This window comes from Kineococcus halophytocola (assembly GCF_041276425.1).
GTDB lineage: Bacteria > Actinomycetota > Actinomycetes > Actinomycetales > Kineococcaceae > Kineococcus > Kineococcus halophytocola.
Genome location: NZ_JBGFTU010000028.1, coordinates 18,917 through 40,740, shown reverse-complemented (window position 1 = coordinate 40,740; position 21,824 = coordinate 18,917). Strand labels below are relative to the sequence as shown.

The window sequence follows — 21,824 nt, the reverse complement described above, 5'->3', positions numbered from 1 at the left end:
TACACCGACCTGGCTGCTGCGATCACTGTCCTGCGGCGTCTGGTCAATGAGGCCCGCAAGCGGTACCGCTGGCCTGGGCGACCCACCACTCGTCGACTCCGATGATGCCCCTACTGCCGGTCGCTCTAAGGGCGTGAACACGACCGGGGTCGTCGTCGGCTGCTGGGACCCGCCGTCGGGTTCCACCGAGATCCCGACCCCGGTGGCGTCCCCGGCCGGCACGACGACCGCCGAACCCCCGGCGGAGGTCACGTCCAGCACCCCCGCCGACGTCAGGGTCTCCCCCCGGGCCAGCCACAACTGGTAGGCCCGGCCGGTGCCCGCATCGGGCAGCCCGGAGGTGATCACACCCAGTTCCCCGCCGGCCCGGACGAGGGTGGCCGTCCCGCCCCCGCTGGCGGTGACGGTCGAGACGCGCACGCCGGGACGGGTGAGCAGGTCGGTGATCCGGTCCCGGGCCTGCTGCTCGGCGCCGGCGACGGGTTCGCCGGACCCACCGGGGTCGCCGGAACCGTCGGAGAGCCCCACCCCGAGACCGGCCGCGCCGACGACGATGCCGGCGGCCGCGACCAGCGCGCTCCAGCGGGAGGGACCGCGGCGGCGCTCGCGCGCGGCGCGCAGGTCCACGACGGGCGCGACGGCCTGTTCCTGGGGGGTGTCCGCCACGGCCGCCAGCACCGCCGCGCGCAGGTGCGGCGGCGGGGTCGTCGCCGCGGCCAGGCGGGAGGCGGTCTCGCGCAGGGCCTCGGCGTCGGCGCGTTCGTCCGGGTGCGAGCGCAGGCGCTGCTCGTAGCGGGCGCGTTCGTCCTCGTCGAGGGCGTCCAGCGCCCAGGCCCCGGACAGCAGGGAGTCCTCGCGGGGGTGCTCGCGGTTCACCGGTCCCCCACCCCCAGGGCGTCGCGCAGCCGGATGAGCCCGTCGCGCAGCCGGGTCTTGACGGTGCCCAGGGGCAGGTGCAGGTCCTCGGCGATCTGTCGGTGGGTGCGGCCGCCGTAGTAGGCCAGGTCGATGGCCTGCCGCTGCACGGGGGTGAGGGAGGTGAGCGCGCGGCGCACCTCGTCGGCCTCCAGCACGTCCTGCACCTCCTCGCTCACGCTGTCGTAGGGGGGCACCTCACGCAGCCCCGCCCTCTCGTCCCGCAGGGTGCTGGCGTGGGCCGCCCGCACCCGGTCCACGGCCCGGCGGTGGGCCATGGTGACAACCCACCCGCGCGCGCTCCCGCGGGCCGGGTCGAAGCGCGCCGCCGTGCGCCACGCCTCCAGGAAGACCTCCTGGACGACCTCCTCGGCCTGCGCGGGATCACGCAGGACCCGCAGGACGGTGCCGTGCACCGGCCCGGCGGTGTCGTCGTAGAACGCCGCGAACGCCTGCTGGTCGCCGCGCGCGGCGGCCACGAGGGCGTCCTCGGTCGTGGTGGTCACCGTGGTCACGATGGCACACCCCCCTGCTCGAACCGTCAGGAGGAGTTCGGAACCGGGGTGGCCGCGGATGGTGTGACCACTCTCACTCCCACTCTCACTCCCACCCTTACTCCACCGTGACGCTCACCGAGGGGTACCCGCTGGCCCCGTCCGGGACCGGGGCGGCCACGACGTCGGTCTGCGGCGTGCCCGTCCCGTCGCTGGCCCGCACCTGCAGCGAGTGCGTGCCCGGTTCGTCCGCGTCCCAGTCGAAGACCCACTGGCACCAGGTGTCCGCCGAGGCCGCCGGCAGGACGCGGGCGGCCTGCCACGGCCCCTCGTCGACGCGGACCTGCACGCCGGAGATCCCGCGGTGCTGGGCCCACGCGACCCCCGCGACGGGCACGCGCCCGCGCCGCACGGTCGCCGAGGAGCGGGGGACGTCGATGCGCGAGGCCGTCTTCACGGGCCCGCGCTCGGCCCAGCCGCGGTCGGTCCAGTAGGCGGTCTTCGCCGCGAACGTCGTCACCTCCAGGTCCACGACCCACTTGCAGGCCGAGACGTACCCGTACAGGCCGGGCACGACGAGGCGGACGGGGAAGCCGTGCTCGCGCGGCAGGGGCACCCCGTTCATCCCCACGGCCAGCAGCGCGTCGCGGCCGTCGGTGAGCTCGGCCAGCGGGGCGGACAGGGTGAACCCGTCGGTGCTCGTCGCGTAGACCATGTCGGCCCCGTCCCCGACGCCGGCCTCGGCCAGCAGGTCGGCCACGGGGTACCCGAGCCAGCGGGCGTTGCCGACGTAGTCGCCGCCGACCTCGTTGCTCACGCACGTCAGGGTGACCCAGCGCTCGCGCAGGGGTTTGGCCAGCAGCGTCGCGAAGTCCAGCGTGACCTCGCGCCCGACCATCCCGTGCACCCGCAGCGACCAGTCCTCGGCGCGCAGGTCCGGGACGACCAGGGCGGTGTCGATCCGGTAGAAGTCCGCGGTGCGGGTGGCGTACCGGGTCAGCCCCGCCGAGACCGGTCCGGCCGGGTCGATCCCGGCGGGCAGGGGCGGGGCCGGGTCGGCCGGTGCCGGCAGCACCACCGCGTCCCGGGAGATCTCCGCGCTGCGGGCGGTGACGAGCACCTGGCCACCGCCGCCGGTGAGGGCGGCCGCGGCGCCGGTGCCGCCGAGCAGCAGGGCGCGGCGGGCGGGGTCGGTCGTCGCGGGCACCCGCCGCACGAGGAGGGTCAGCGCGTACGCACCGGCGCCGGTGCCCAGCAGGGAGGGCAGCGGCGTCAGGGTGGTGGCGTCGGGGCGGGTCGCGGCGGCGAGGACCCCGAGCGCCCCCAGCGCGACGACGACCGCGACCCCCGCCCGCAGCCGGCGCCGGGCCAGCAGGCCCGCCCCGGCCGCCAGCAGGGCCAGCAGCACCGCGGTCGTCGTCAGCAGCACCGTCTTGTCGGACGTGCCGAAGGACCGGATGGCCCAGTCCTTGACCGGCGCCGGGACGAGGTCGACGACGGCGTCGCCGACGACGACGAGGGGAGCGGCCGACGGGGAGACGATCCCCGCGACCAGCTGCCCCACGCCGAGCGTGAGGGCCGCGGCGAGCACCCCGGACCAGGCGGCCGGCAGCCGCCCGGCCCGGCGGTTCCCCTCCGGCCCGTCCGCGCGCGGTGTCCCGTGCACCCCCACGTCAGTCCTGTTCGGAGCCGGACCCGCCGTGGATGGGTCGCCCGGCCAGCGCGTCGACCACGACCGGGGCCAGGGCCCGGAACGCGCGCCCGCGGTGGCTGATCGCGTTCTTCTCCTCGGGGGTGTGCTCGGCCAGGGTCCGGTCGGCGCCCTCGGGCACGAAGACCGGGTCGTAGCCGAAACCGCCACCACCGGCCGGGGCCGTCGTGATCGTCCCGCGCGAGCGCCCCTCGCGCACGGCGCTCGTCCCGTCGGGCAGGGCGATGGCGGCCGCGCAGACGAAGGCGCCGCCGCGGTGCTGCGCGGGGACGTCGGCGATCTGGGCCAGCAGCAGCTCCAGGTTCGCCGCGTCGTCGCCGTGCCGGCCGGCCCAGCGGGCCGAGAAGATCCCCGGCGCCCCGCCCAGGACGTCGACGGCGATGCCGGAGTCGTCGGCGATCGCGGGCAGCCCCGTGGCGGCGGCGACGGCGCGCGCCTTGAGCAGCGCGTTGCCCGCGAACGTCACCTCGGTCTCGGCGACCTCGGGCACGTCGTCGAACGCGTCGACGGTCAGCACCTCGACGTCGGGCAGCAGGGGGGTCAGGACGGCCCGCAGCTCCCCCACCTTGTGCGCGTTGCGGGTGGCGAGCACGACGCGGGTCGGGGAGCCGGTCATCGGGCGAGCGCCTCCGCCTGCAGCGCAGCCAGCCTGCTGGTGCCGGTGAGCGCGAGGTCGAGCAGCGCGTCGAGCTCGGCGCGGTCGAAGGGCGCCCCCTCGGCGGTGCCCTGGACCTCGACGAACGTCCCCTCGCCGGTGACGACGACGTTCATGTCCGTCTCGGCGCGCACGTCCTCCACGTAGGGCAGGTCCAGGACGGGCACCCCGTCGACGACGCCGACGCTGACGGCCGAGACCGACCCGGTCAGCGGCTGGCGGGAGGCCTTGACGATGCCTCGCCCGCGGGCCCAGGAGATCGCGTCCGCCAGCGCCACGTAGGCCCCGGTGACGGCCGCGGTGCGGGTGCCGCCGTCGGCCTGCAGCACGTCGCAGTCCAGGACGATCGTGTTCTCCCCCAGCTGGGCCGTGTCGACGACGGCGCGCAGGGAACGGCCGATGAGGCGGGAGATCTCGTGGGTGCGCCCGCCGATCTTCCCCTTGACCGACTCCCGGTCGCTGCGGGTGTTCGTCGAGCGCGGCAGCATCGCGTACTCCGCGGTCACCCAGCCCTGCCCGGACCCCTTGCGCCAGCGCGGGACGCCCTCGGTGAAGGAGGCGGCGCACAGCACCCGGGTGCGGCCGAACTCCACGAGGACGCTGCCCTCGGCGTGGTCGAGCCAGTTGCGGGTGATGGTCACGGGGCGCAGTTCGTCGGCGGCGCGGCCGTCGGCGCGGGCGGGGGTCCTGTCGGTCACACCCCCAGGGTACCGATCACGCGACGTCGCGCCCGGAATACGCTGCGTCGCAACGCATGGTCGTTCGGTGAACACGGCCCCACAGCGGCCCGCCCGGGTCCACACTGAGCCCCATGTCCCGACGTTCGACGGCGGCCCTGGCGCCCGGTGACCGCGTCGTCACCGGCCCGGCCGACCACGAGGGCGTGGTGCTGCGCCCGCTGCTCTGGAGCCTCCGGCCCCTGTCCCGCACGAGCGTGCGCGAGGTGGCCCTGGTGCACCGCACCGGCCCCTGGCGCCGCCGCGTCGTCCTGGAGTTCACCGACGGCGCCCGCAGCCAGGCCGTCACGGCCTCGGCGCGCTGGACCGTCGCGCCCCCGGCCGAGCCGGCGCCCCGGCTCAGAGCGCGCCGAGGTGCAGCGGACCGGTCTCGTCGACGTCGACCAGCCGCGGTCCCAGCTGGGGCCCCAGGAAGCGCTGCGCCAGGAGGCGGAACGCGCGAGCGTCGCCCGTGGAGGTGAACCGGTGCCGCGGCTGCGGCAGACCGTCGGGTCGCAGCAGCTCGCGCGCCGCCAGCTCGCGGTAGACGTCGAAGGCGGTCTCCTCCGCGCTGGAGACGAGCGTCACGTCGTCCCCGACGACGCTGCGCAGCACCGCCATGAGCAGCGGGTAGTGGGTGCAGCCCAGGACGAGGGTGTCCACGTCGGCCGCGATCGCCGGCGCCAGGTACTGCCGCGCCGCGCTCAGCAGCTCCGGCCCGCTCGTCACCCCCCGCTCGACGAACTCCACGAACGCCGGGCACGCCGCCGTCGTCAGCGCCAGGTGCGGCGCGGCGGCGAACGCGTCCTCGTAGGCCCGAGAGGAGATCGTCGCCCGGGTGCCGATGACCCCGACGCGGCCGTTGCGGGTGGCGCGCACGGCCCGGCGCACGGCCGGCTGGATGACCTCCACCACGGGCACGTCGTAGCGCTCGCGGGCATCGCGCAGCATGGCCGCCGAGGCGGAGTTGCAGGCGATGACGAGCATCTTCACGCCCGAGTCCACGAGCCGGTCGAGCACGTCGAGGGCCAGGCGGCGCACCTCGGCGATCGGCTTGGGGCCGTAGGGGGCGTGCGCGGTGTCCCCCACGTAGTGCACCGACTCGTGCGGGAGCTGGTCCAGCACCGCGCGGGCCACGGTCAGCCCGCCCACGCCGGAGTCGAAGATCCCGATCGGCAGGTCCGCGTCGCCGCCCGGCACAGCGGTGCTCACGGCGGCGCTCACGACAGGGACCTCACGAGGGTCTCCTGGAGGTGGGTGGTGAAGTCGTACACGGCCCACGCCCAGCGGGCCGGGTCGTCCTCGGCCAGGGCCTCGTACGGGTCCGCACCGTCGTCGGGGTCGTCGCTGACCCCCAGCCGGGTCCCCAGGGCCAGGCGGATGTCGTTGAGCGCCACCAGCCACGTCCGCGCCCCGTCGGCGTCGAGCTGGACGCGCCCGCCCTGCCCCTCCACCGGCTCCAGCGAGGCGAGCAGGGCCCGGGCCGAGGCCGCCTTGCGCTCGCGCAGACCCCGCTCGGTGAACCGGCGGAAGTCCGCCGAGGCCTGCGGGTCGTCCTCGGCGTAGGCGTTCGGCAGCAACCGGCGCAGCACCTCGTCCTCCGGCGCCGCCGTCGGGCCGTCGGCCCCCAGGTCGGGCACGTCCTCGAACCGGGGCAGGTCCGCCAGCCCCAGCTCGGCCGCCAGCGGGTCCACGCGCCGGGCGGGGGGTTCGGGCACCTCCAGCAGCTCGACCACCTCCCGGGCCAGGGAGGCGAGCAGGTCGGCCTCGGAGACGTGCAGGGTGAGGGAGAACAGGCCCTGCCGGGACCGTCGGAAGGTGGCCACTCACTCGTCCTTCTGCAAGGTCGCCCACAGCCCGTAGCCGTGCATCGCCTCGACGTCGCGTTCCATGGACTCCCGCGTCCCCGAGCTCACCACGGCCCGGCCCTTGGCGTGCACGTCCATCATCAACGCCTCCGCCTTGGCCTCGGAGTAGCCGAAGTGGGTGCGGAAGACGTACGTCACGTAGGACATCAGGTTCACCGGGTCGTTCCACACCAGGGTCACCCACGGGGTGTCCGGGCTGGTGGTGAGGTCGGCTCCCGGACGCTCGAGCTCGGTGGGAGCGGTCAGGACGGCGGACACCCGTGCAGTCTAGGCAACCGGACGTGACTAGATTCGCAGCATGGTGAGCACCGCCCTGCTGACGGACCGCTACGAGCTGACGATGCTGCAGGCCGCGCTGGCCGACGGGACCGGCGAACGGGCCTGCACGTTCGAGGTCTTCGGGCGCCGCCTGCCCGAGGGACGCCGCTACGGCGTGGTGGCCGGCACCGCCCGCGTCCTGGACGCCGTGCGCGACTTCACCTTCGACCCCGACCTGCTGACGTCCCTGCGCGGCGTCCTGGACGAGCGCACCCTGGACTGGCTGGCCGCCTACCGGTTCACCGGCTCCATCGAGGGCTACGCCGAGGGCGAGCTGTGGTTCCCCGGCTCCCCGATCCTCACCGTCACCGGCACCTTCGCCCAGGCCGTGGTCCTGGAGACCGTCGTGCTCTCCATCCTCAACCACGACTGCGCCATCGCCGCGGCCGCCTCCCGGATGGCCCAGGCCGCCGGGGACCGCCCGCTCATCGAGATGGGCTCGCGGCGCACCCACGAGCAGGCCGCCGTCGCCGCCTCCCGCGCGGCCTACCTGGCCGGGTTCACCTCCACGTCCAACCTGCAGGCCGGCGCCTCCTACGCGATCCCCACCTCGGGGACCTCCGCGCACGCCTTCACCCTGCTGCACGACACCGAGGCCGAGGCCTTCCGCGCCCAGGTCGCCGCCCTGGGCGCCGGGACGACGCTGCTGGTGGACACCTACGACATCACCGCCGGGATCGCCACCGCCGTCGAGGTCGCCGGGCCGGCCCTGGGGGCCGTGCGCATCGACTCCGGCGACCTGGCCGTCCTCGCCGTGCAGGCCCGCGAGCAGCTGGACTCCCTGGGCGCCACCGGGACCCGCATCGTCGTCTCCGGCGACCTCGACGAGTACGCCCTCGCCGCGCTGCGGGCCGCCCCCGTCGACGGGTACGGGGTCGGCACCTCCCTGGTCACCGGCTCGGGGGCGCCCACCGCCGGGCTCGTCTACAAGCTCGTCGAGGTCGAGGGCCGCCCCGTCGCCAAGCGCTCCACCTCCAAGGTCACCCAGGGCGGGCGCAAGACCGCCGTGCGCCGGCACCGCCCCACCGGCACCGCGACCGACGAGGTCCTCGGCACCGGCTTCACCCCACCGCGCGAACCGGGCGACCGGCCGCTGCAGGTGCCGCTGGTGGTCGACGGCGAGCGCGCCGGGGACCTGCCCGACCTGCCGGCCTCCCGCGAGCACCTGCGCCGGGCCCTGGTGACCCTGCCCTGGGACGGGCTGGCCCTGTCCAAGGGCGAACCGGCCATCCCCACGACCGTCCTGGCCTCGGAGCGGGAGGTGGCCCGGTGACCCGCGCCCTCGTCGTCGTCGACGTCCAGAACGACTTCTGCCCCGGCGGGGCGCTCGCCGTCGCCGGCGGTGACGAGGTGGCCCGCGCGATCAGCCAGCTGCTGGCCCGGGACACCAGCGGGGGCCGGGGCATCGCCTACGACCACGTCGTGGCCACGCAGGACTTCCACATCGACCCCGGGGCCCACTTCTCCGACGCCCCGGACTTCGTGGACTCCTGGCCCCCGCACTGCCGGGCCGGCTCCACCGGGGCGCTGCTGCACGACGACCTGGACACCTCCCGCGTGGAGGCGGTGTTCCGCAAGGGCCAGTACGCGGCCGCCTACTCCGGGTTCGAGGGGGTGTCCACCACCGTCACCGCCGAGGGCGGGGAGCTGGACACCGGCCTGGCGGACTGGCTGCGCGGTCACGGGGTGCGCGAGGTGCACGTCGTGGGCCTGGCCACCGACCACTGCGTGCGGGCGACCGCGCTGGACGCGGTCCGGGCCGGCTTCCGCACGACGGTGCTGCTCGGGCTCACCGCCGGGATCTCGACCGCCACCGTGCAGGCGGCCCTGGCGGACCTGCGCGAGCACGGGGTCACCCTCGTCGGTGACCCCGTGCTGGAGGGCTGATCTGCGACCGCCCCTCAGCGCTTCACCACGACGGTGCGGGCCAGCTTGTCGTGCAGGGCCTGCTTGCGCTGGTCCCAGCACGGCCAGAGGAAGTCCAGCAGCAGGTACAGCGGGATGATCTGCCCGATCATCTCGCAGCCGACCCAGCGGGAGATGCACTGCAGCCACCCGGGGTGACCGGGACGGTTCCAGTCCCGCACCCGCAGGCGGAACAGCGCCTTGCCCGGCGTCGCGCCGTAGAAGCGCAGGGTCAGGATCGTGTAGACCGCGCTGACGGCCAGGACGACGAACGTCAGGCTGCGCACCGCGCTGCCGGAGGAGGCCGCGGCGAGCTGGTCGACGTAGGCCTGCGTGTCACCGGCCATGAGGGCGTCGGTGGCCGACTGCGCCTGGGTCGTGAGCATCCGCACCGACGACCACCCGGCGAGCGCGCTGATGACGGTGACGAGGATCCAGTCGACCAGGCGCGCCAGCAGGCGGAACCCCAGCCCGCCGAGGGCCTGCCCGTCGGGGGTGGCGATGGCCTTGACCCCGGGGGCGGGGTACTGCGACGGCGGGTAGGAGGGGTAGGGCGTGTGCGACCCCGCGTACGGGGAGGCCGACGGCTCCTCCGGGGACGGCTGCTGGGCGTGGACGTGGTCGGTCCACTGCGACCCGTCCCACCAGCGCAGGTCGGAGCTGCGCGGGTCGGAGGGGTCGGGGTACCACCCGGGGGGCGTGCTCATGGGTGTGCAGCCTGCCAGGTGCGGGCCCGGCGCCGGACACCGCGCCCGGCGCGCCTCAGCTGAAGCGGCGGACGATCTCGGAGTTGCGGTCGGCCAGGAGCTGGCGCAGCGTGCGCCGGACGAACAGGACGTCGGCGAGGCGGCCGAACGGACCGGCGGGTGAGCGCCACGACATCCGGTCGGTCATGATCGTCATGCCCGGGCCCTCGACCTCGAACGTGTGCTCGTGCCGGAACCGCTCGAACGCGCCGGACTCCATCTCGTCGACGAAGCGCCGCGGCCGTTCCAGCTCGGTGATGTGCGAGGTGTGCGTGACCGGGACCCCCAGGATCCGCAGCCGCCACCGGACCTTCTCCCCCAGCGCGATGCGGCCGCTGGTGCGCCCGGCCCCCTCGACGGCGCGGACCTTGAACCGCCGGCCCGCGACCCGTTCGACGTCGAGGTCGAGGGACATCTCGAAGACCTCGTCGAGGGGTGCGCGGACCATGGTCCGCTGGACGATCTCGGGCACCTGAGCAACCTAGACCATCGACAGCAGGTGGTCCCGGCGACGGCGCAGGACGTCGACGGAGGCCGACGCCGACGGCGGGCCGGGCACGGCGGTGCGCAGCGTGGAGTACACCGAGGCGTGCGGCATCGCCCGGCCCGCGGCCACCCGGCCGACCAGGCCGTGGATCTCCTTGCGCAGCAACGCCGCGGTGTGCCAGGTCGCGTCCTCCGGCTCGGGTTCGGCCGGCACCGCGCCGCCGGCGGGTTCGGCCTCCTCCACCGGGCGGGCGGTGCGCTTGCGGATCTCGGCGTCGCGCTGGGCCAGCAGGGCCGCGGTCTGCTCCGGGGACAGCAGCCCGGGCAGCCCGAGGAAGTCCTCCTCCTCCACGCTCACCGGCGGCAGGTCCCCGCCGGTGAGGGCCTTGCCGCCGTGCAGGACGTGGGCGAACTCCGCCTGCGCCTCCAGCGCCTCGTACTCCTTCTTCTCCCCCGCCTCGCGCTCGGGCGCGGGCAGCAGGTCCAGCCCGCCCTCGTCGACCTCCTCGGAGGACACCGACGGCGGCGGCGGGATGACGTGGTTGCGGTCGCTCTCCATCTCCGCGGCCAGGGCCAGCAGCGGGCGGACGGCCGGCAGGAACACCGTGGCGGACTCCCCCGGGGCGCGGGAGCGCACGACGCGCCCGACGGCCTGGGCGAAGAACAGCGGGGTGCGGTAGGACGTCATCCACGCCAGGCACGCCGCGCGCGGGACGTCGACGCCCTCGGAGATCATCCGGACGCAGACGACGAAGCGCTGGTCGGACTCGGCGAACTCGGAGATCTTCTGCGACGCCTTGGGGTCGTCGGACAGGATGAGCGCCGGCTTCTCGCCGGTGACGCGCTGGACGATCTTGGCGTAGGCGCGCGCGTCCTCCTGGTCCGAGGCCAGCACCAGGCCCGCGGCGTCGTGCATGCCGTGCTCGCGCAGGTGGTTCAGGCGCTCGTCCATGGCGGCCACGACGTGCGGGACCCAGTCCCCGCGCGGGTCCAGCGCGGTCTTCCAGGCCAGGGACTCCACCGACTTCGTCGTGGCGTCGGTCAGGGAGGCCGCGACGACCTCGCCGGCGGAGTTCCGCCAGCGCGAGACCCCCGTGTAGGCGGCGAACACGACGGGCCGCACGACGCCGTCGGCGAGGGCGTCCTTGTAGCCGTAGGTGAAGTCGGCGACGCTGCGCAGCCCGCCCTCGGACTCGACCGAGTCGTCCTCGACGTAGGCGACGAACGGGATGCGCTCGTCGGCCTTGGTGCGGAACGGGGTCCCGGTCAGCGACAACCGGCGGCGGGCGTCGCCGAACGCCTCGAAGACGGCGTCGCCCCAGGACAGCCCGTCCCCGGCGTGGTGGATCTCGTCCATGACGACCAGGGAGCGCTTGGCGGTGGCCCGCGCCCGGTGCAGCATCGGGTGCCCGGCGACCTGGGCGTACGTCGTGACGTAGCCCTTCATGTCCGGGCGCACGGGGCCGACGGCGTTGGTCATCGTCGGGTCGAGCTCGATGCCGGCCCGGTGGGCGGCCTCGGCCCACTGCGTGCGCAGGTGGTCGGTGGGGGCGACGACGACGACCCGGTCCACGCGCCGGGTGTCGAGCAGGCGCCGGGCCAGGGCCAGGGCGAAGGTCGTCTTGCCCGCCCCCGGCGTCGCCGTGACGAGGTAGTCGGCCGGTTCGTCGCGCTCGGGGTCGAAGTACTTCTCCAGCGCCGCGTTCTGCCACGCCCGCAGGGGGCGGGCCGCCGGGACGCCGGGGGCGTCCAGGACGGGACCGGGGACGGTGTCGGACAGGGCCAGCTGGGGTTCGTGGTCGGTCGTGCTCACGTCAGGACTTGTCGTCGCCGCCCTTGCCGCCACCGGACAAGGTCTCGTAGATCTCCTTGCAGGTGGGGCAGACGGGGAACCGCTTCGGGTCCCGTCCGGGCACCCACACCTTGCCGCACAACGCGATCACGGGGTCGCCCGAGAGGGCGGACTCCATGATCCTCTCCTTCTTCACGTAGTGCGCGAAGCGCTCGTGGTCCCCCGGCGACGCCTGCTCCTCGACCTGCTCCTCGCGGTCCAGCACCGCGGTGCGCGAGGGGGCGGCGGGCGCCTCGGGCTGGGTGCGGAACGGGTCGTCGGTCGGCGAGCTCATGCCCGCAAGCGTACTTGCCCCGAACCCCCGGACCCGATCCTCGCCCGGTCCCCGACGTGCCGCTCAGTTCATCGACACGTCGCGCGGGATGCTCGCCACGAGGGCCAGGTCCCCGCCCTGACGGCGCAGGACGTCCCCCCACAGGGCCTGGGGGGTGTCGCAGAAGGCGTCGCGCGCCTCGGCGGGCAGCACGAACCACGCGCCCTCGGCGATCTCGCCCTCGAGCTGGGCGGCGCTCCAGCCGGCGTACCCGGCGAAGATCCGCAGCCCGGAGAGCTCCTGGACGATCGTCTCCGGCGGCGTGTCGAGGTCGACCAGGCCCACCGAGCCCAGCCCGACGGAGCCGAACACCCGCCGGACCCCGACGGGGTCGGGGCGGTCCCCGGGGACGGCGACCAGGCCGAGGGCGGAGTCCAGGGCCACCGGCCCGCCCTGGAAGAGCTTGCCCGGGGCGGTGGCGAAGGGCTGCCAGCCCGGCAGGACGGCGGCGACGTCGACGTCCAGGGGGCGGTTGACCACGACCCCCAGGGCGCCGTCGTCGTCGTGGTTGAGGACCAGGACCACCGCGCGGGCGAAGTTGGGGTCGCCCAGCGAGGGGGTCGCCAGCAGCAGGCGCCCGGTCAGGCTCGCGGTCTCGCTCACGCGCTCATCATGGCACCGCCGTCACCCACCCCTTGGCGTAGTGAGAATCGTTCTCTACAGTTGCCCCGTGAACACCTGGCTGCTCGTCCCCGCCGAGGAGGTCGGCCTGCTCGCCCGGCTCCGGCCCGCCGTCCGCCGCACCCCCCAGGGGGTGCTCGTGGCCCTGGACAGCCCCCCGCCGGTGACCGGCGCGCAGCTCGGGCTCGGGGTGGAGGGGACCCTGCTGTGGTACGGCGGGGGGTTCACGGCCACCGAGGTGCACGCCCTCGTCGAGCACGTGCGCCTGGGGCGTCTGCACGAGCTCGGCGCCGTCCTGGCCCACCGGCACCTGCCCACCCGCCCCACCCGTCGCCTCACCCGTCGCGATGGCGGCGCTTCTCCTCGTACATGCGACGGTCGGCGCGCGCGAGGACCTCGGCCGTCGAGCACGTGAGGTCGTCCTGGACCAGGCCGACGCTGCAGCGCACCGGCACCGAGCGCTCCCCGGGCAGCTCGACCGGGACGTCGCGGACCGTCTCGCGCAGCCGTCGGGCCAGGGAGCGGGGGTCCACCTCGCTCGCCGCGTCCAGGAGCACCACGAACTCGTCCCCCCCGAAGCGCGCCACCGTGTCCCCGGCGCGGGAGACCCCCGCCAGGCGTTCGGCGATGCGGACCAGGGCCTGGTCGCCGGCGAGGTGACCGTGCTCGTCGTTGAGCTGCTTGAGGTCGTCCACGTCGCAGAACGCCACGGCCGGGACGTCCCCGCTGCGCCGGGCCCGCGAGCGCGCCTGCTCCCAGCGGTCCTCGAACAGCTCCCGGTTCGGCAGCCCCGTCAGCCGGTCGTGCGTGGCCCGGTGGGTCAGGTCCCGCGTGCGCTCGACGCGCTGGGTGGCGTCCCAGAAGGACAGCCACAGCGATCCGCGCCCCGTCCCCGCAGGCCCCACGAGGACCTCGACGGTGACCTCCCGGCCGGCCGCACCCCGCCAGCGCCACTCGTGGGCGGTGCGGTCCCCCTGGGCCCCCTGGGCCCCCCGGTCCAGCGTGGCCACGACGTCCCCGAGGTCGTCGGGGTGCACCAGGTCGGCCAGCGGCCGCTGGAGCGCGTCGCCGAGGAGGTCGAGCGCGGCGCGGTTGGCCCACCTCGTGCACCACCCGTGATCGCCGCGGTCGAGGAGGACCGTCGCCAGCGGCGAGCCCTCCACGAGGCGCCGGAAGTCGGCGTCCTGCACTGCGTTCCCCCTCGCCTGCCCCCCGGCCCGACGGACCGCTGCCCCGACAGTACGAGGCGCGAGCACGCAGGACGAAGCCGACGGCGGATCATCCCCGACACGGCGGACACGTTGCGACGCAGCGTGTCCGGTCGTGACTCAGCGAGAGGCGCAGGCCTCGACGAGCGGCCGGCTGGCCCGCGCGGCCAGCAGCACCAGCGCGGCCCCGGCCAGCGCGCACCCGAGGAACCAGACCACCCCCACGGGCGCGGTCCGCAGCAGGCCCAGCACCGGGGAGACGATGAGCAGCGCGAGCGCGCCCGCCCCGCCCATCGTCACCACGAGCGGGATCCACGTCTCCCGGGCCCGCGCCGCGTGCAGGACGGCGAGGTCGGTGCCGGCCAGGTGCAGCGTCCGGTACCGCTCCCGGGAGTCGAGCACGCGGGAGGCCTGGGTGACGCCGGTCGAGACCGCGGCCAGCACCGCCGAGATGACCAGGGTCAGCGCCGCCCCGGTGCCGATGTCGGTCAGCACGTGGTCGGCCGGGTCGCCCCCCTGCGTCATGCCGGGGGTGACGCTGAGGCAACCGGCCACGAAGGTGACCAGCGAGATGCCGCCCACGCTGCGCCACACCGACCGGGGGTCCTCGCTCATGCGGCGCCCCGCCAGCAGCGTCTCCACGCTGCGCGCCCTGGCCCCCACCACCCGGCCCAGCACCGAGACCAGCAACGGGCCCACGAGGTTGAACACGGCGAAGGCCCCGGCCAGCAGGCCGACCAGGACGAGGGCCCCGACGACCGTCCCGAGGCCGAGCAGGACGCTGCCGGCGTTGAAGGCGACCACGAAGGCCCCGCCGAGCAGCAGGACCGGCAGCACCCGCGCCCAGCTCAGGCCCGGCTGCGGCACCCGCTGGGCCACCCCCAGCGGGGTGAGGCTGACCCGGCGCAGGCTGACCGCGCAGGACAGCAGCGCCACGGCCAGCACGGCCGCCACCGCGACCAGCACGGGACCGGCGCCCAGGCGCAGCTCGGCCACGTCGAAGGTGCGGCCCTGGAACCGGAGCCGGGCCACGGCCGGCAGGGCGGCCAGGTCGAGCACGATCCCCGCGACCGCCCCGGTCAGGGCCTGGGCACCGGCGTCGAGCAGGGCGATGAGGGTGGTCTGCCCGCTCGTGGCCCCGGCCAGCCGCAGCCGGGCCAGCCGCACGTCCCGGCGCGCCACCGTCAGCCGGGCCGCGGCCGCACCCAGCGTCGCCGTCGGGACGACGAGCAGCGCCACCGCGACCCAGGACAGGAACGGGTAGATCTCCTCCGCGCCCGGCAGCTCGGCCCGGGCCTGGAAGGCCTGGACACCGCCGGCGACGGTGAGCACCACCCACGTCGTGACCGCGAACGCCGTCACGGCCAGCACCGCCGGCAGCCGGGACCCCCCGTGGGCGTGCCGGACCAGGGACCACCACAGGCGCACGGCGCTCACCGGGCGCCCCCCACCGGAGCGGTGAACTGCGAGACGACCCGGCCGTCGCGCATGGCCAGGGTCCGGTCGCACCAGCGGGCCACCCCGGCGTCGTGGGTGACGACGACCAGGGCCGCCCCGTGCTCGCGGGCCACCGACGTCAGCAGGTCCAGCACCTCTCGCCCGGTGGCCTGGTCGAGGGCACCGGTCGGCTCGTCGGCGAAGACGACCTTCGGGCGCCCGACCAGGGCGCGGGCGATCGCCACCCGCTGGGCCTGCCCGCCGGACAGCTCCCCGGGCCGGCGCCGTTCCGTCCCGGCCAGGCCCAGCCGGCGCAGCAACCCGCCGGCCCGCTCGGTCGCGGCGGCCCGCGGGGCGCCCGCCAGCAGCAGCGGCAGGGCGGCGTTCTCCTCCGCTGGCAGCTCCGGGAGGAGCTGACCGGACTGGAAGACGAAGCCGAAGTCGTCCCGGCGCAACCGGGTGCGCTGGGCGTCGGACAGGGCGAGCAGGTCGGTGCCGGCGAGGTCGACGCTGCCGGCGCTGGGCCGCAGGATGCCGGCCAGGACGTGCAGGAGGGTCGTCTTGCCCGAACCGGACGGGCCCATGACGGCGACCGACTCCCCCGCGCCGACGGTGACGTCGACGTCGTCGAGGGCGCGGGTGGAGCCGTAGGTCATGACGAGACCGCGGGCGGTGAGGATGTCCATGGCCCGAGCCTCGCGCGGGGGGCCCGCGCACCGCGTCGGAGCGCGGGCGGAACCCCGGGCACGCACGTCCGCCCGGGGGCCTAGGCCCCCGGGCGGAGTGGTGTGGTGGAGATGGCGGGAATCGAACCCGCGTCCGTCAGCGTGGTACCAGGGCTTCTCCGGGTGCAGCCTGTTCAGCGGTCTGCTCGGCCCCGATGCTCACACAGGCATGTCATCGCCGGGCCCAGCCGCGTTGATTGTCCCTCTCACGTACGCGACCTCCGTGAGAGGTGAGCCCCCTAGCTGATGCCAGGACCCGGGGCGGGAGCACACCCGGGCTGACAGAGTCGCACTCGCTCAGGCGGCGAGGGCGAACTCGGTGCGCTTGGAATCGGCACCTATTGGTTTGCATGGATCGTTGACGAGATGACCATGCATCCTCGACCCGCTTCCCCTGGCTCGACGACCGACGTCGAAACCTGTCATCCCCTTGTTGAGTTGTGCGTCCAGCTTACCCTGCAACGGCGTGGACGTCGCACGTGTTCCCGTCAGCGGTTCTGCCGGTACGACATCGCGCGCTCGGCCTCGCGCCGGTCCTGGCGCTCGCGCAGCGCGTGCCGCTTGTCGTAGTTCTTCTTGCCCCGCGCCAGCCCGATCTCCACCTTGACCCGGCCGTCGACGAAGTACAGCGCCAGCGGCACGATCGTCAGCCCGGACTCGCGGACCTTGCCGGCCCACCGGTCGATCTCGGCCCGGTGCAGCAGCAGCTTGCGCTTGCGCCGCGGCGTGTGGTTCGTCCACGTCCCCTGCACGTACTCGGGGATGTGCACGCCCTCGAGCCACATCTCGCCCCGGTCGATGTGGGCGAAGCCGTCCACGAGGGAGGCCCGGCCCATCCGCAGGGCCTTGACCTCGGTGCCCATGAGGCTGACCCCGGCCTCGTAGACGTCGTCGATGAAGTAGTCGTGGCGCGCCTTGCGGTTGCTGGCGATGACCTTGCGCCCGGTTTCGCGCGGCACGTCGTCCCTCCTGGTGCTCTGGCTCGGTGGGTGGTGAGCCCTCCAGTCTAGACCTTGAGCCAGCGGCGCAGGCTGAACAGGGAGGCGATGATCGCGAAGACGACCCCGACGCCGATGATGATCGGCCCGGTCTCGGTCAGGACGTCGGCGGTGTCGACGAGCCGGGTGGTGAACCCGGGCCGGTTCTGCAGGCGGGAGACCCCGAAGTTCACCATCGCCCACAGCGCCCCGGAGGCCAGCACGCCCCCGATGAGGCTGGCGACCACGCCCTCCAGGACGAACGGCAGCTGGATGAGGGCCCGGGAGGCGCCCACCAGCCGCATGATCGTCGTCTCGCGGCGCCGGCTGAACGCCGTCAGGCGGATGGTCGTGGACACGAGCATCATCGAGCACAGCAGCATGAGGGCGGCCAGGCCCAGCGCGATGTTCGTCGCCACGTCCAGCACCGTGAACAGCGGCTGCAGGATCGCGCGCTGGTCGGGCACGTCCTCCACCCCGGCCGCCGTCTGGTAGTCCGCGCTGACCTCCCGGTACTGCTGGGGGTCGACCAGGCGCACCCGGAAGGACTCCGGGAGCTGGTCGGCGGTGAGGTTGTCGGTGATCGCCGGGACCGAGGTCTCCTTGAAGTTCTCCAGCGCCTGCTGCTGGGACTCGTAGTAGACGCGCTCCACCCGCGGGTCGGACTGCAGCTGCGTGCGCAGCGCGTCGCGCTGGGCGTCGGTGATCGACCCGCCCGGGCACCGCTCGTCCAGCGAGGTGTCCCCGCACAGGAAGATCGAGACCTGCACGCGGTCGTACCACTCGCCCTTGAGGATCCCGACCTGCTTCTGCACGAGCAGACCGGTCCCGAAGAAGAACAGCGAGACCATCGTCACCAGGACGACGGCGACCGACATGGTGAAGTTGCGGCGCAGGCCGGTGGCCATCTCACCGAGCACGAACCCCAGTCGCATCAGCGGCCCGATCCGTAGACGCCGCGGTCCTCGTCGCGCACGACGCGGCCGTCGCGCAGCTCGACGACGCGCTTGCGCATCTGGTCGACGATGTCGTCGTCGTGCGTGGCCATGAGAATCGTGGTCCCCGTGCGGTTGATGCGGTCCAGCAGTTTCATGATCCCGACGCTCGTCTCGGGGTCGAGGTTCCCGGTGGGCTCGTCGGCCAGCAGGATCGCCGGCCGGTTGACGAAGGCGCGCGCGATCGCCACGCGCTGCTGCTCACCCCCGGACAGCTCGTGCGGGCGGCGCTTCTCCTTGCCCGTCAGGCCGACCAGGCCGAGGGTCTCGGGCACGGTCTGGGCGATGACGTGGCGCGGCTTGCCCAGCACCTGCAGCGCGAAGGCGACGTTCTCGTAGACCGACTTGTCGGCCAGGAGCCGGAAGTCCTGGAAGACGACGCCGATCTGGCGCCGCAGCTGCGGCACCTTCCAGGACCGCAGCCGGCCGACGTCACGGCCGTTGACCTGCACCGATCCCGAACTGGACCTCTCCTCCTTCAGCACCAGACGCAGGAAGGTGGACTTGCCCGATCCCGACGGCCCGACGAGGAAGACGAAGTCGCCCTTGTCGATCTGGAGGGTCACCTCGGCGAGCGCGGGGCGGTGCCCCTCGCCGTAGACCTTGCTGACGTGCTCGAAGGTGATCATCACTCCCACCCTACGGTCTGTGGCTCAGCGTGAGCGCTGCCCTCAGGCCTCGCGCTGGCGCCGCCAGCGGATGCCCGCGTCGAGGAAGCTGTCGATCTCCCCGTCGAACACGCCGTCGGTGTTGCCCACCTCGAAGTTCGTGCGCAGGTCCTTGACCATCTTGTACGGCTGCAGGACGTAGGAGCGCATCTGGTTGCCCCAGGAGCCGGAGTCCTCGCCCTTGAGGGCGTCCAGCTCGGCCTGGCGGTCCTGGCGGGCCTTCTCCAGCAGCTTGGCCTGCAGGACGCGCATCGCCGCGGCCTTGTTCTGCAGCTGGGACTTCTCGTTCTGGCAGGTGACGACGATGCCCGTGGGCAGGTGCGTGAGGCGGACCGCGGAGTCGGTCGTGTTGACCGACTGCCCCCCCGGCCCCGAGGAGCGGTAGACGTCGACGCGGACCTCGTTCTCGGGGATCTCGATGTGGTCGGTCTCGGCCACCACGGGCAGGACCTCGACCCCGGCGAACGACGTCTGCCGCCGGCCCTGGTTGTCGAACGGGGAGATGCGCACGAGGCGGTGGGTGCCCTGCTCGACGCTGAGGGTGCCGTAGGCGTAGGGCGCGGCGACCTTGAACGTGGCCGACTTGATCCCGGCCTCCTCGGCGTAGGAGGTGTCGTAGACCTCGCTCTTGTAGCCGCGGCGCTCGGCCCAGCGCAGGTACATGCGCATGAGCATCTGGGCGAAGTCGGCGGCGTCGACCCCGCCGGCCTCGGCGCGGATCGTCACCAGCGCCTCACGGGGGTCGTACTCCCCCGACAGCAGGGTCCGGACCTCCAGCTCCTCCAGGGCCTTGCGGATCCCCGCGAGCTCGGTCTCGGCCTCGGCGGCGGAGTCGGCGTCGTTCTCGGACTCGGCCAGCTCGACCAGCACCTCGAGGTCGTCGATGCGCCCGCCCATCGTCTCGATGCGCTCCAGCTCGGCCTGCACGGCCGACAGCCGGCTCGTCACGCCCTGGGCGGTCTCGGGGTCGTCCCACAGGTCCGGCGCGGCGGCCTGCTCGTTGAGGTCGGCCAGCTCCTTGCGCAGGCCCTCGAGGTCCGACACCTCCCGGATGGACGCGTACGTCGTGCGGAGGTCGGAGATCTCGGCGGGGAAGTCGATGGCCACGACCGACGAGTCTACGACTGCTGCGACGACGCGAAGGCCCCCGACGACAGCTCCCGCTCACCCTCGGTGATCGCCCGCAGGACGCGGTCGGCCACGGCCCGCGGGTCCAGGCCCTGCGGCAGCCTCGGCGCCGAACCCGCGACGGGCCGGCCGGCCAGGCCGGTCTCGGTGTGCGGGGGGCGCACGTCGATGACGCGGACCGTCGCCCGCTCCTCCCGGGCCAGGGCCGTGACGAACGCCGACAGGGCCGCCTTGGCCGCCGAGTAGGGGGCCATCCCGGCCTGCGGCTTCTCCGCCACGACGGCCGTGACGACGGCGGCGAACGCGTCGCGCCCCTGGCGCAGGTGCGGGACGGCGGCCCGCAGCAGCCGGACCGGGCCGATGACGTCGGCGAGGAACAGCTCGTCCAGCAGGTCGTCGTCGGCCTCCACGGCCGGGCCGAACGCGACGACCCCGGCCGCGTGGACCAGGCCGTCGAGCCGACCGAGGTGGGCCACGGCCTCCTCGACCAGCCGCTCGGGCTCCCCCGGCAGGCGCAGGTCGGCGGCGACGGCGTGCGTGCCCTCGATCCGCGGGGCGGTCCGCCCGCTCACCACGACCCGCGCGCCGGCGGCCAGCAGGCCCTCGACCAGGGGCCGGCCCAGCCCGCCACCGGCCCCGGTGACCAGGACTCCCGCGTCTGCAAGCTCCACGGCGCTCACGCTGGCACGCTCAGCGCAGGTCGGCCACCGCGGTGGAGCGGGCCACCAGGCGGACCCGGGTCAGCCCCGCCGGGACGAAGGCCGTGAAGGGCGGGGTCGTCACGCGGACCAGCTCGACGCGGGCCGTCCGGCCGTCGGGGGTGCCGGTGCCCGCGCCGACCTCGGCCCCCGGGGCGTGCGCACCGACGTAGGCCGCGACGCTGTCCCGGACCGACGCACGGGTCAGCAGCACGCCGCCGCCGGCGTAGTACCGGTCCTCGTCGAGGGCGTCGGCGGCGTCGCGGGCCGCCGCGTCGGACAGGGCGTACAACTCCCTGCGCTGCAGGTGCACCGCCGAGGCCGACGTCACGACGAGGACCAGGACGGTCGCGAGCAGGCCGAAGGCGAGGGCCAGCAGCGTGATCCGCCCCTCGTCGTCCCCCCGCACCCGGCTCACGGCGCGAACCGGTCGGCGACGGCGACGCGGCGGACGCTCACCGGCACCTGCAGCGGGACGACGTCGCGGGCGAAGGACGGCACGAGCGGCAGGGGGACGTCGACGCGGACGGTCGCGGCGACCTCCGCCTCGGGCGTGCCACACGGGTCGGCGGTGCAGGACACCGCGAGCCGGGCCGTCCGGGCGGGCAGCCCCTGGTCGGTGACCGCGAGCGCCACGGCGGCCTCGGCGTCGGCGGGGGCGGCGCCGGCGGCGAGGAGGCGGGCGGCCCCGCTCGCCCCCGACCCGGCGGCGAAGGTCGCCGCCTGCACCCGCCCCAGCGTCAGGACGAGGTAGACGAGCGGGACGAGCAGCAGGACCCCGACGGCCAGGAACTCCACGGCGGCGCTGCCCTCGTCCTTCACGACCCCTCCTGCACCGCGTGGCCGCGGAGGGTGAGGGCGCGTCCCGGGCCGAGCAGGCCGAGCACCGGCAGCGGGGCCGCGACCCGCACCTCGACCACCGGCTGCGTCCCGACGCGGACGACGTGCGCCGTGACGTCGCGGGCGTAGGCCGGCGACAGGGACGCGGCGAGCAGGTCCCGGGCGCGCTGCGCCCCGTCGGCGGGGTCGTTGCCGCGCAGGGCGCCGTAGCGGGCGCCCTCCCCCGCGCAGTCGGCGGCCGTGGCGCGCACGTGCTGGACGACGGCGAGTTGCACGACGGCGGCGAACAGCAGCGACAGCAGACCCGCGACGGCGGCGAACTCGGCCACCGCCGACCCCTCGTCGCCGGGGAGCGGCCGTCTCACAACTGCGTCACGACCGCGTCCATCGCGGCGGTGAACAGCGCGGCCAGGCGCGGGCCGGCGACGGCCCACAACCCGACCACCAGGCCGGCGGTCATGATCGTGACGAGCACCCAGCCGGGCACGTCGCCCCGGTCCTCACGGGTCAGCGCGGTCGTGACGTCTCGCAGCACGGTGTTCCTCTCC

At 74.7% G+C, this 21,824-nt stretch carries 27 protein-coding genes, 1 other RNA gene and 2 pseudogenes; 4 read left to right on the top strand and 26 right to left on the bottom strand.

Annotation, left to right across the window (positions count from 1 at the left end):
• Positions 1-105: pseudogene (locus AB2L27_RS18710) on the top strand (IS5/IS1182 family transposase); the annotation flags it as partial.
• 48 nt (positions 106-153) lie between these two features.
• Here the strand turns inward: AB2L27_RS18710 and AB2L27_RS20170 are convergent.
• The 8 genes and pseudogenes from AB2L27_RS20170 to clpS all read right to left on the bottom strand — a co-directional run.
• A pseudogene (locus tag AB2L27_RS20170) lies at positions 154-876 on the bottom strand (anti-sigma factor); the annotation flags it as partial.
• Positions 873-1,421, bottom strand: coding sequence for an ECF RNA polymerase sigma factor SigK (gene sigK, locus AB2L27_RS18700; protein ID WP_370443004.1), 549 nt, complete (start codon positions 1,419-1,421; stop codon positions 873-875). The pseudogene AB2L27_RS20170 and the gene sigK, both read right to left, overlap by 4 nt.
• A 106-nt stretch (positions 1,422-1,527) precedes the next feature.
• Complete coding sequence (locus tag AB2L27_RS18695; protein WP_370443003.1) at positions 1,528-3,075, bottom strand: molybdopterin-dependent oxidoreductase; 1,548 nt, start codon at positions 3,073-3,075, stop codon at positions 1,528-1,530.
• 7 nt (positions 3,076-3,082) lie between these two features.
• Positions 3,083-3,736, bottom strand: coding sequence for an RdgB/HAM1 family non-canonical purine NTP pyrophosphatase (rdgB, locus tag AB2L27_RS18690; RefSeq protein ID WP_370443002.1), 654 nt, complete (start codon positions 3,734-3,736; stop codon positions 3,083-3,085).
• The gene (gene rph / locus AB2L27_RS18685; protein WP_370443001.1) at positions 3,733-4,473 is read right to left on the bottom strand and encodes a ribonuclease PH; all 741 of its coding nucleotides are present in this window, start codon (positions 4,471-4,473) and stop codon (positions 3,733-3,735) included. The genes rdgB and rph overlap by 4 nt, the downstream gene beginning before the upstream one ends.
• 378 nt (positions 4,474-4,851) lie before the next feature.
• On the bottom strand, positions 4,852-5,703 hold the full coding sequence (gene murI / locus AB2L27_RS18680) for a glutamate racemase (RefSeq protein WP_370443000.1): 852 nt from the start codon (positions 5,701-5,703) through the stop codon (positions 4,852-4,854).
• Between the two features lie 8 nt (positions 5,704-5,711).
• Positions 5,712-6,317 (bottom strand): DUF2017 domain-containing protein, encoded by a 606-nt coding sequence (locus AB2L27_RS18675; protein ID WP_370442999.1) that lies wholly within the window; start codon positions 6,315-6,317, stop codon positions 5,712-5,714.
• Positions 6,318-6,617, bottom strand: a complete 300-nt coding sequence (clpS, locus tag AB2L27_RS18670) for an ATP-dependent Clp protease adapter ClpS (protein ID WP_370442998.1) — start codon at positions 6,615-6,617, stop codon at positions 6,318-6,320.
• Between the two features lie 40 nt (positions 6,618-6,657).
• Here clpS and AB2L27_RS18665 point away from each other — a divergent pair, with 40 nt between their 5' ends.
• Both AB2L27_RS18665 and AB2L27_RS18660 read left to right on the top strand, forming a co-directional pair.
• Complete coding sequence (locus AB2L27_RS18665) at positions 6,658-7,950, top strand: nicotinate phosphoribosyltransferase (protein WP_370442997.1); 1,293 nt, start codon at positions 6,658-6,660, stop codon at positions 7,948-7,950.
• On the top strand, positions 7,947-8,564 hold the full coding sequence (locus AB2L27_RS18660) for a nicotinamidase (RefSeq protein WP_370442996.1): 618 nt from the start codon (positions 7,947-7,949) through the stop codon (positions 8,562-8,564). The genes AB2L27_RS18665 and AB2L27_RS18660 overlap by 4 nt, the downstream gene beginning before the upstream one ends.
• A 14-nt stretch (positions 8,565-8,578) precedes the next feature.
• On the opposite strand, the gene AB2L27_RS18655 is transcribed toward AB2L27_RS18660, so the two are convergent.
• The 5 genes from AB2L27_RS18655 to AB2L27_RS18635 all read right to left on the bottom strand — a co-directional run bounded on the left by AB2L27_RS18655 (position 8,579) and on the right by AB2L27_RS18635 (position 12,582).
• Positions 8,579-9,289, bottom strand: a complete 711-nt coding sequence (locus AB2L27_RS18655; protein ID WP_370442995.1) for an RDD family protein — start codon at positions 9,287-9,289, stop codon at positions 8,579-8,581.
• A gap of 55 nt (positions 9,290-9,344) precedes the next feature.
• Positions 9,345-9,800, bottom strand: coding sequence for an SRPBCC family protein (locus AB2L27_RS18650; protein WP_370442994.1), 456 nt, complete (start codon positions 9,798-9,800; stop codon positions 9,345-9,347).
• A gap of 9 nt (positions 9,801-9,809) precedes the next feature.
• A complete protein-coding gene (locus tag AB2L27_RS18645; RefSeq protein WP_370442993.1) occupies positions 9,810-11,627 on the bottom strand; it encodes a DEAD/DEAH box helicase in 1,818 nt (605 codons plus the stop codon).
• A 1-nt stretch (position 11,628) separates the two neighbouring features.
• The gene (locus tag AB2L27_RS18640) at positions 11,629-11,940 is read right to left on the bottom strand and encodes a DUF3039 domain-containing protein (RefSeq protein WP_370442992.1); all 312 of its coding nucleotides are present in this window, start codon (positions 11,938-11,940) and stop codon (positions 11,629-11,631) included.
• Positions 11,941-12,003: 63 nt separating this feature from the next.
• Positions 12,004-12,582, bottom strand: a complete 579-nt coding sequence (locus tag AB2L27_RS18635; protein ID WP_370442991.1) for a YqgE/AlgH family protein — start codon at positions 12,580-12,582, stop codon at positions 12,004-12,006.
• A gap of 67 nt (positions 12,583-12,649) precedes the next feature.
• Between AB2L27_RS18635 and AB2L27_RS18630 the strand changes: the two genes are divergently transcribed.
• Complete coding sequence (locus AB2L27_RS18630) at positions 12,650-13,015, top strand: hypothetical protein (protein WP_370442990.1); 366 nt, start codon at positions 12,650-12,652, stop codon at positions 13,013-13,015.
• On the opposite strand, the gene AB2L27_RS18625 is transcribed toward AB2L27_RS18630, so the two are convergent.
• From AB2L27_RS18625 to AB2L27_RS18565, 13 genes are all read right to left on the bottom strand, one after another.
• A complete protein-coding gene (locus AB2L27_RS18625; protein ID WP_370442989.1) occupies positions 12,936-13,790 on the bottom strand; it encodes a sensor domain-containing diguanylate cyclase in 855 nt (284 codons plus the stop codon). The two genes, AB2L27_RS18630 and AB2L27_RS18625, sit on opposite strands and share 80 nt — an antisense overlap.
• Before the next feature lie 138 nt (positions 13,791-13,928).
• Complete coding sequence (locus AB2L27_RS18620) at positions 13,929-15,245, bottom strand: ABC transporter permease family protein (RefSeq protein WP_370442988.1); 1,317 nt, start codon at positions 15,243-15,245, stop codon at positions 13,929-13,931.
• The gene (locus tag AB2L27_RS18615; RefSeq protein ID WP_370442987.1) at positions 15,242-15,931 is read right to left on the bottom strand and encodes an ABC transporter ATP-binding protein; all 690 of its coding nucleotides are present in this window, start codon (positions 15,929-15,931) and stop codon (positions 15,242-15,244) included. The genes AB2L27_RS18620 and AB2L27_RS18615 overlap by 4 nt, the downstream gene beginning before the upstream one ends.
• Positions 15,932-16,034: 103 nt before the next feature.
• Positions 16,035-16,400, bottom strand: a transfer-messenger RNA (tmRNA) gene (gene ssrA / locus AB2L27_RS18610).
• A gap of 58 nt (positions 16,401-16,458) precedes the next feature.
• A complete protein-coding gene (gene smpB / locus AB2L27_RS18605) occupies positions 16,459-16,929 on the bottom strand; it encodes an SsrA-binding protein SmpB (RefSeq protein WP_370442986.1) in 471 nt (156 codons plus the stop codon).
• A 47-nt stretch (positions 16,930-16,976) separates the two neighbouring features.
• Positions 16,977-17,882 carry a permease-like cell division protein FtsX gene (gene ftsX, locus AB2L27_RS18600; protein WP_370442985.1) on the bottom strand — a complete coding sequence of 302 codons (906 nt, stop codon included), beginning with the start codon at positions 17,880-17,882 and terminating at the stop codon, positions 16,977-16,979.
• On the bottom strand, positions 17,882-18,571 hold the full coding sequence (ftsE, locus tag AB2L27_RS18595) for a cell division ATP-binding protein FtsE (RefSeq protein ID WP_370442984.1): 690 nt from the start codon (positions 18,569-18,571) through the stop codon (positions 17,882-17,884). The genes ftsX and ftsE overlap by 1 nt, the downstream gene beginning before the upstream one ends.
• Positions 18,572-18,613: 42 nt before the next feature.
• Positions 18,614-19,717 carry a peptide chain release factor 2 gene (gene prfB, locus AB2L27_RS18590; protein ID WP_370442983.1) on the bottom strand — a complete coding sequence of 368 codons (1,104 nt, stop codon included), beginning with the start codon at positions 19,715-19,717 and terminating at the stop codon, positions 18,614-18,616.
• A gap of 11 nt (positions 19,718-19,728) precedes the next feature.
• Positions 19,729-20,418, bottom strand: coding sequence for an SDR family NAD(P)-dependent oxidoreductase (locus AB2L27_RS18585; protein WP_370442982.1), 690 nt, complete (start codon positions 20,416-20,418; stop codon positions 19,729-19,731).
• Between the two features lie 10 nt (positions 20,419-20,428).
• On the bottom strand, positions 20,429-20,854 hold the full coding sequence (locus AB2L27_RS18580; protein WP_370442981.1) for a pilus assembly protein TadG-related protein: 426 nt from the start codon (positions 20,852-20,854) through the stop codon (positions 20,429-20,431).
• Positions 20,851-21,258, bottom strand: a complete 408-nt coding sequence (locus tag AB2L27_RS18575; RefSeq protein WP_370442980.1) for a pilus assembly protein — start codon at positions 21,256-21,258, stop codon at positions 20,851-20,853. Before AB2L27_RS18575 ends, AB2L27_RS18580 begins: the two co-directional genes overlap by 4 nt.
• Positions 21,255-21,605 (bottom strand): pilus assembly protein, encoded by a 351-nt coding sequence (locus AB2L27_RS18570; RefSeq protein WP_370442979.1) that lies wholly within the window; start codon positions 21,603-21,605, stop codon positions 21,255-21,257. The genes AB2L27_RS18575 and AB2L27_RS18570 overlap by 4 nt, the downstream gene beginning before the upstream one ends.
• Positions 21,606-21,637: 32 nt before the next feature.
• Positions 21,638-21,811, bottom strand: coding sequence for a hypothetical protein (locus tag AB2L27_RS18565; protein ID WP_370442978.1), 174 nt, complete (start codon positions 21,809-21,811; stop codon positions 21,638-21,640).
• Between the last annotated feature and the right edge of the window lie 13 nt (positions 21,812-21,824).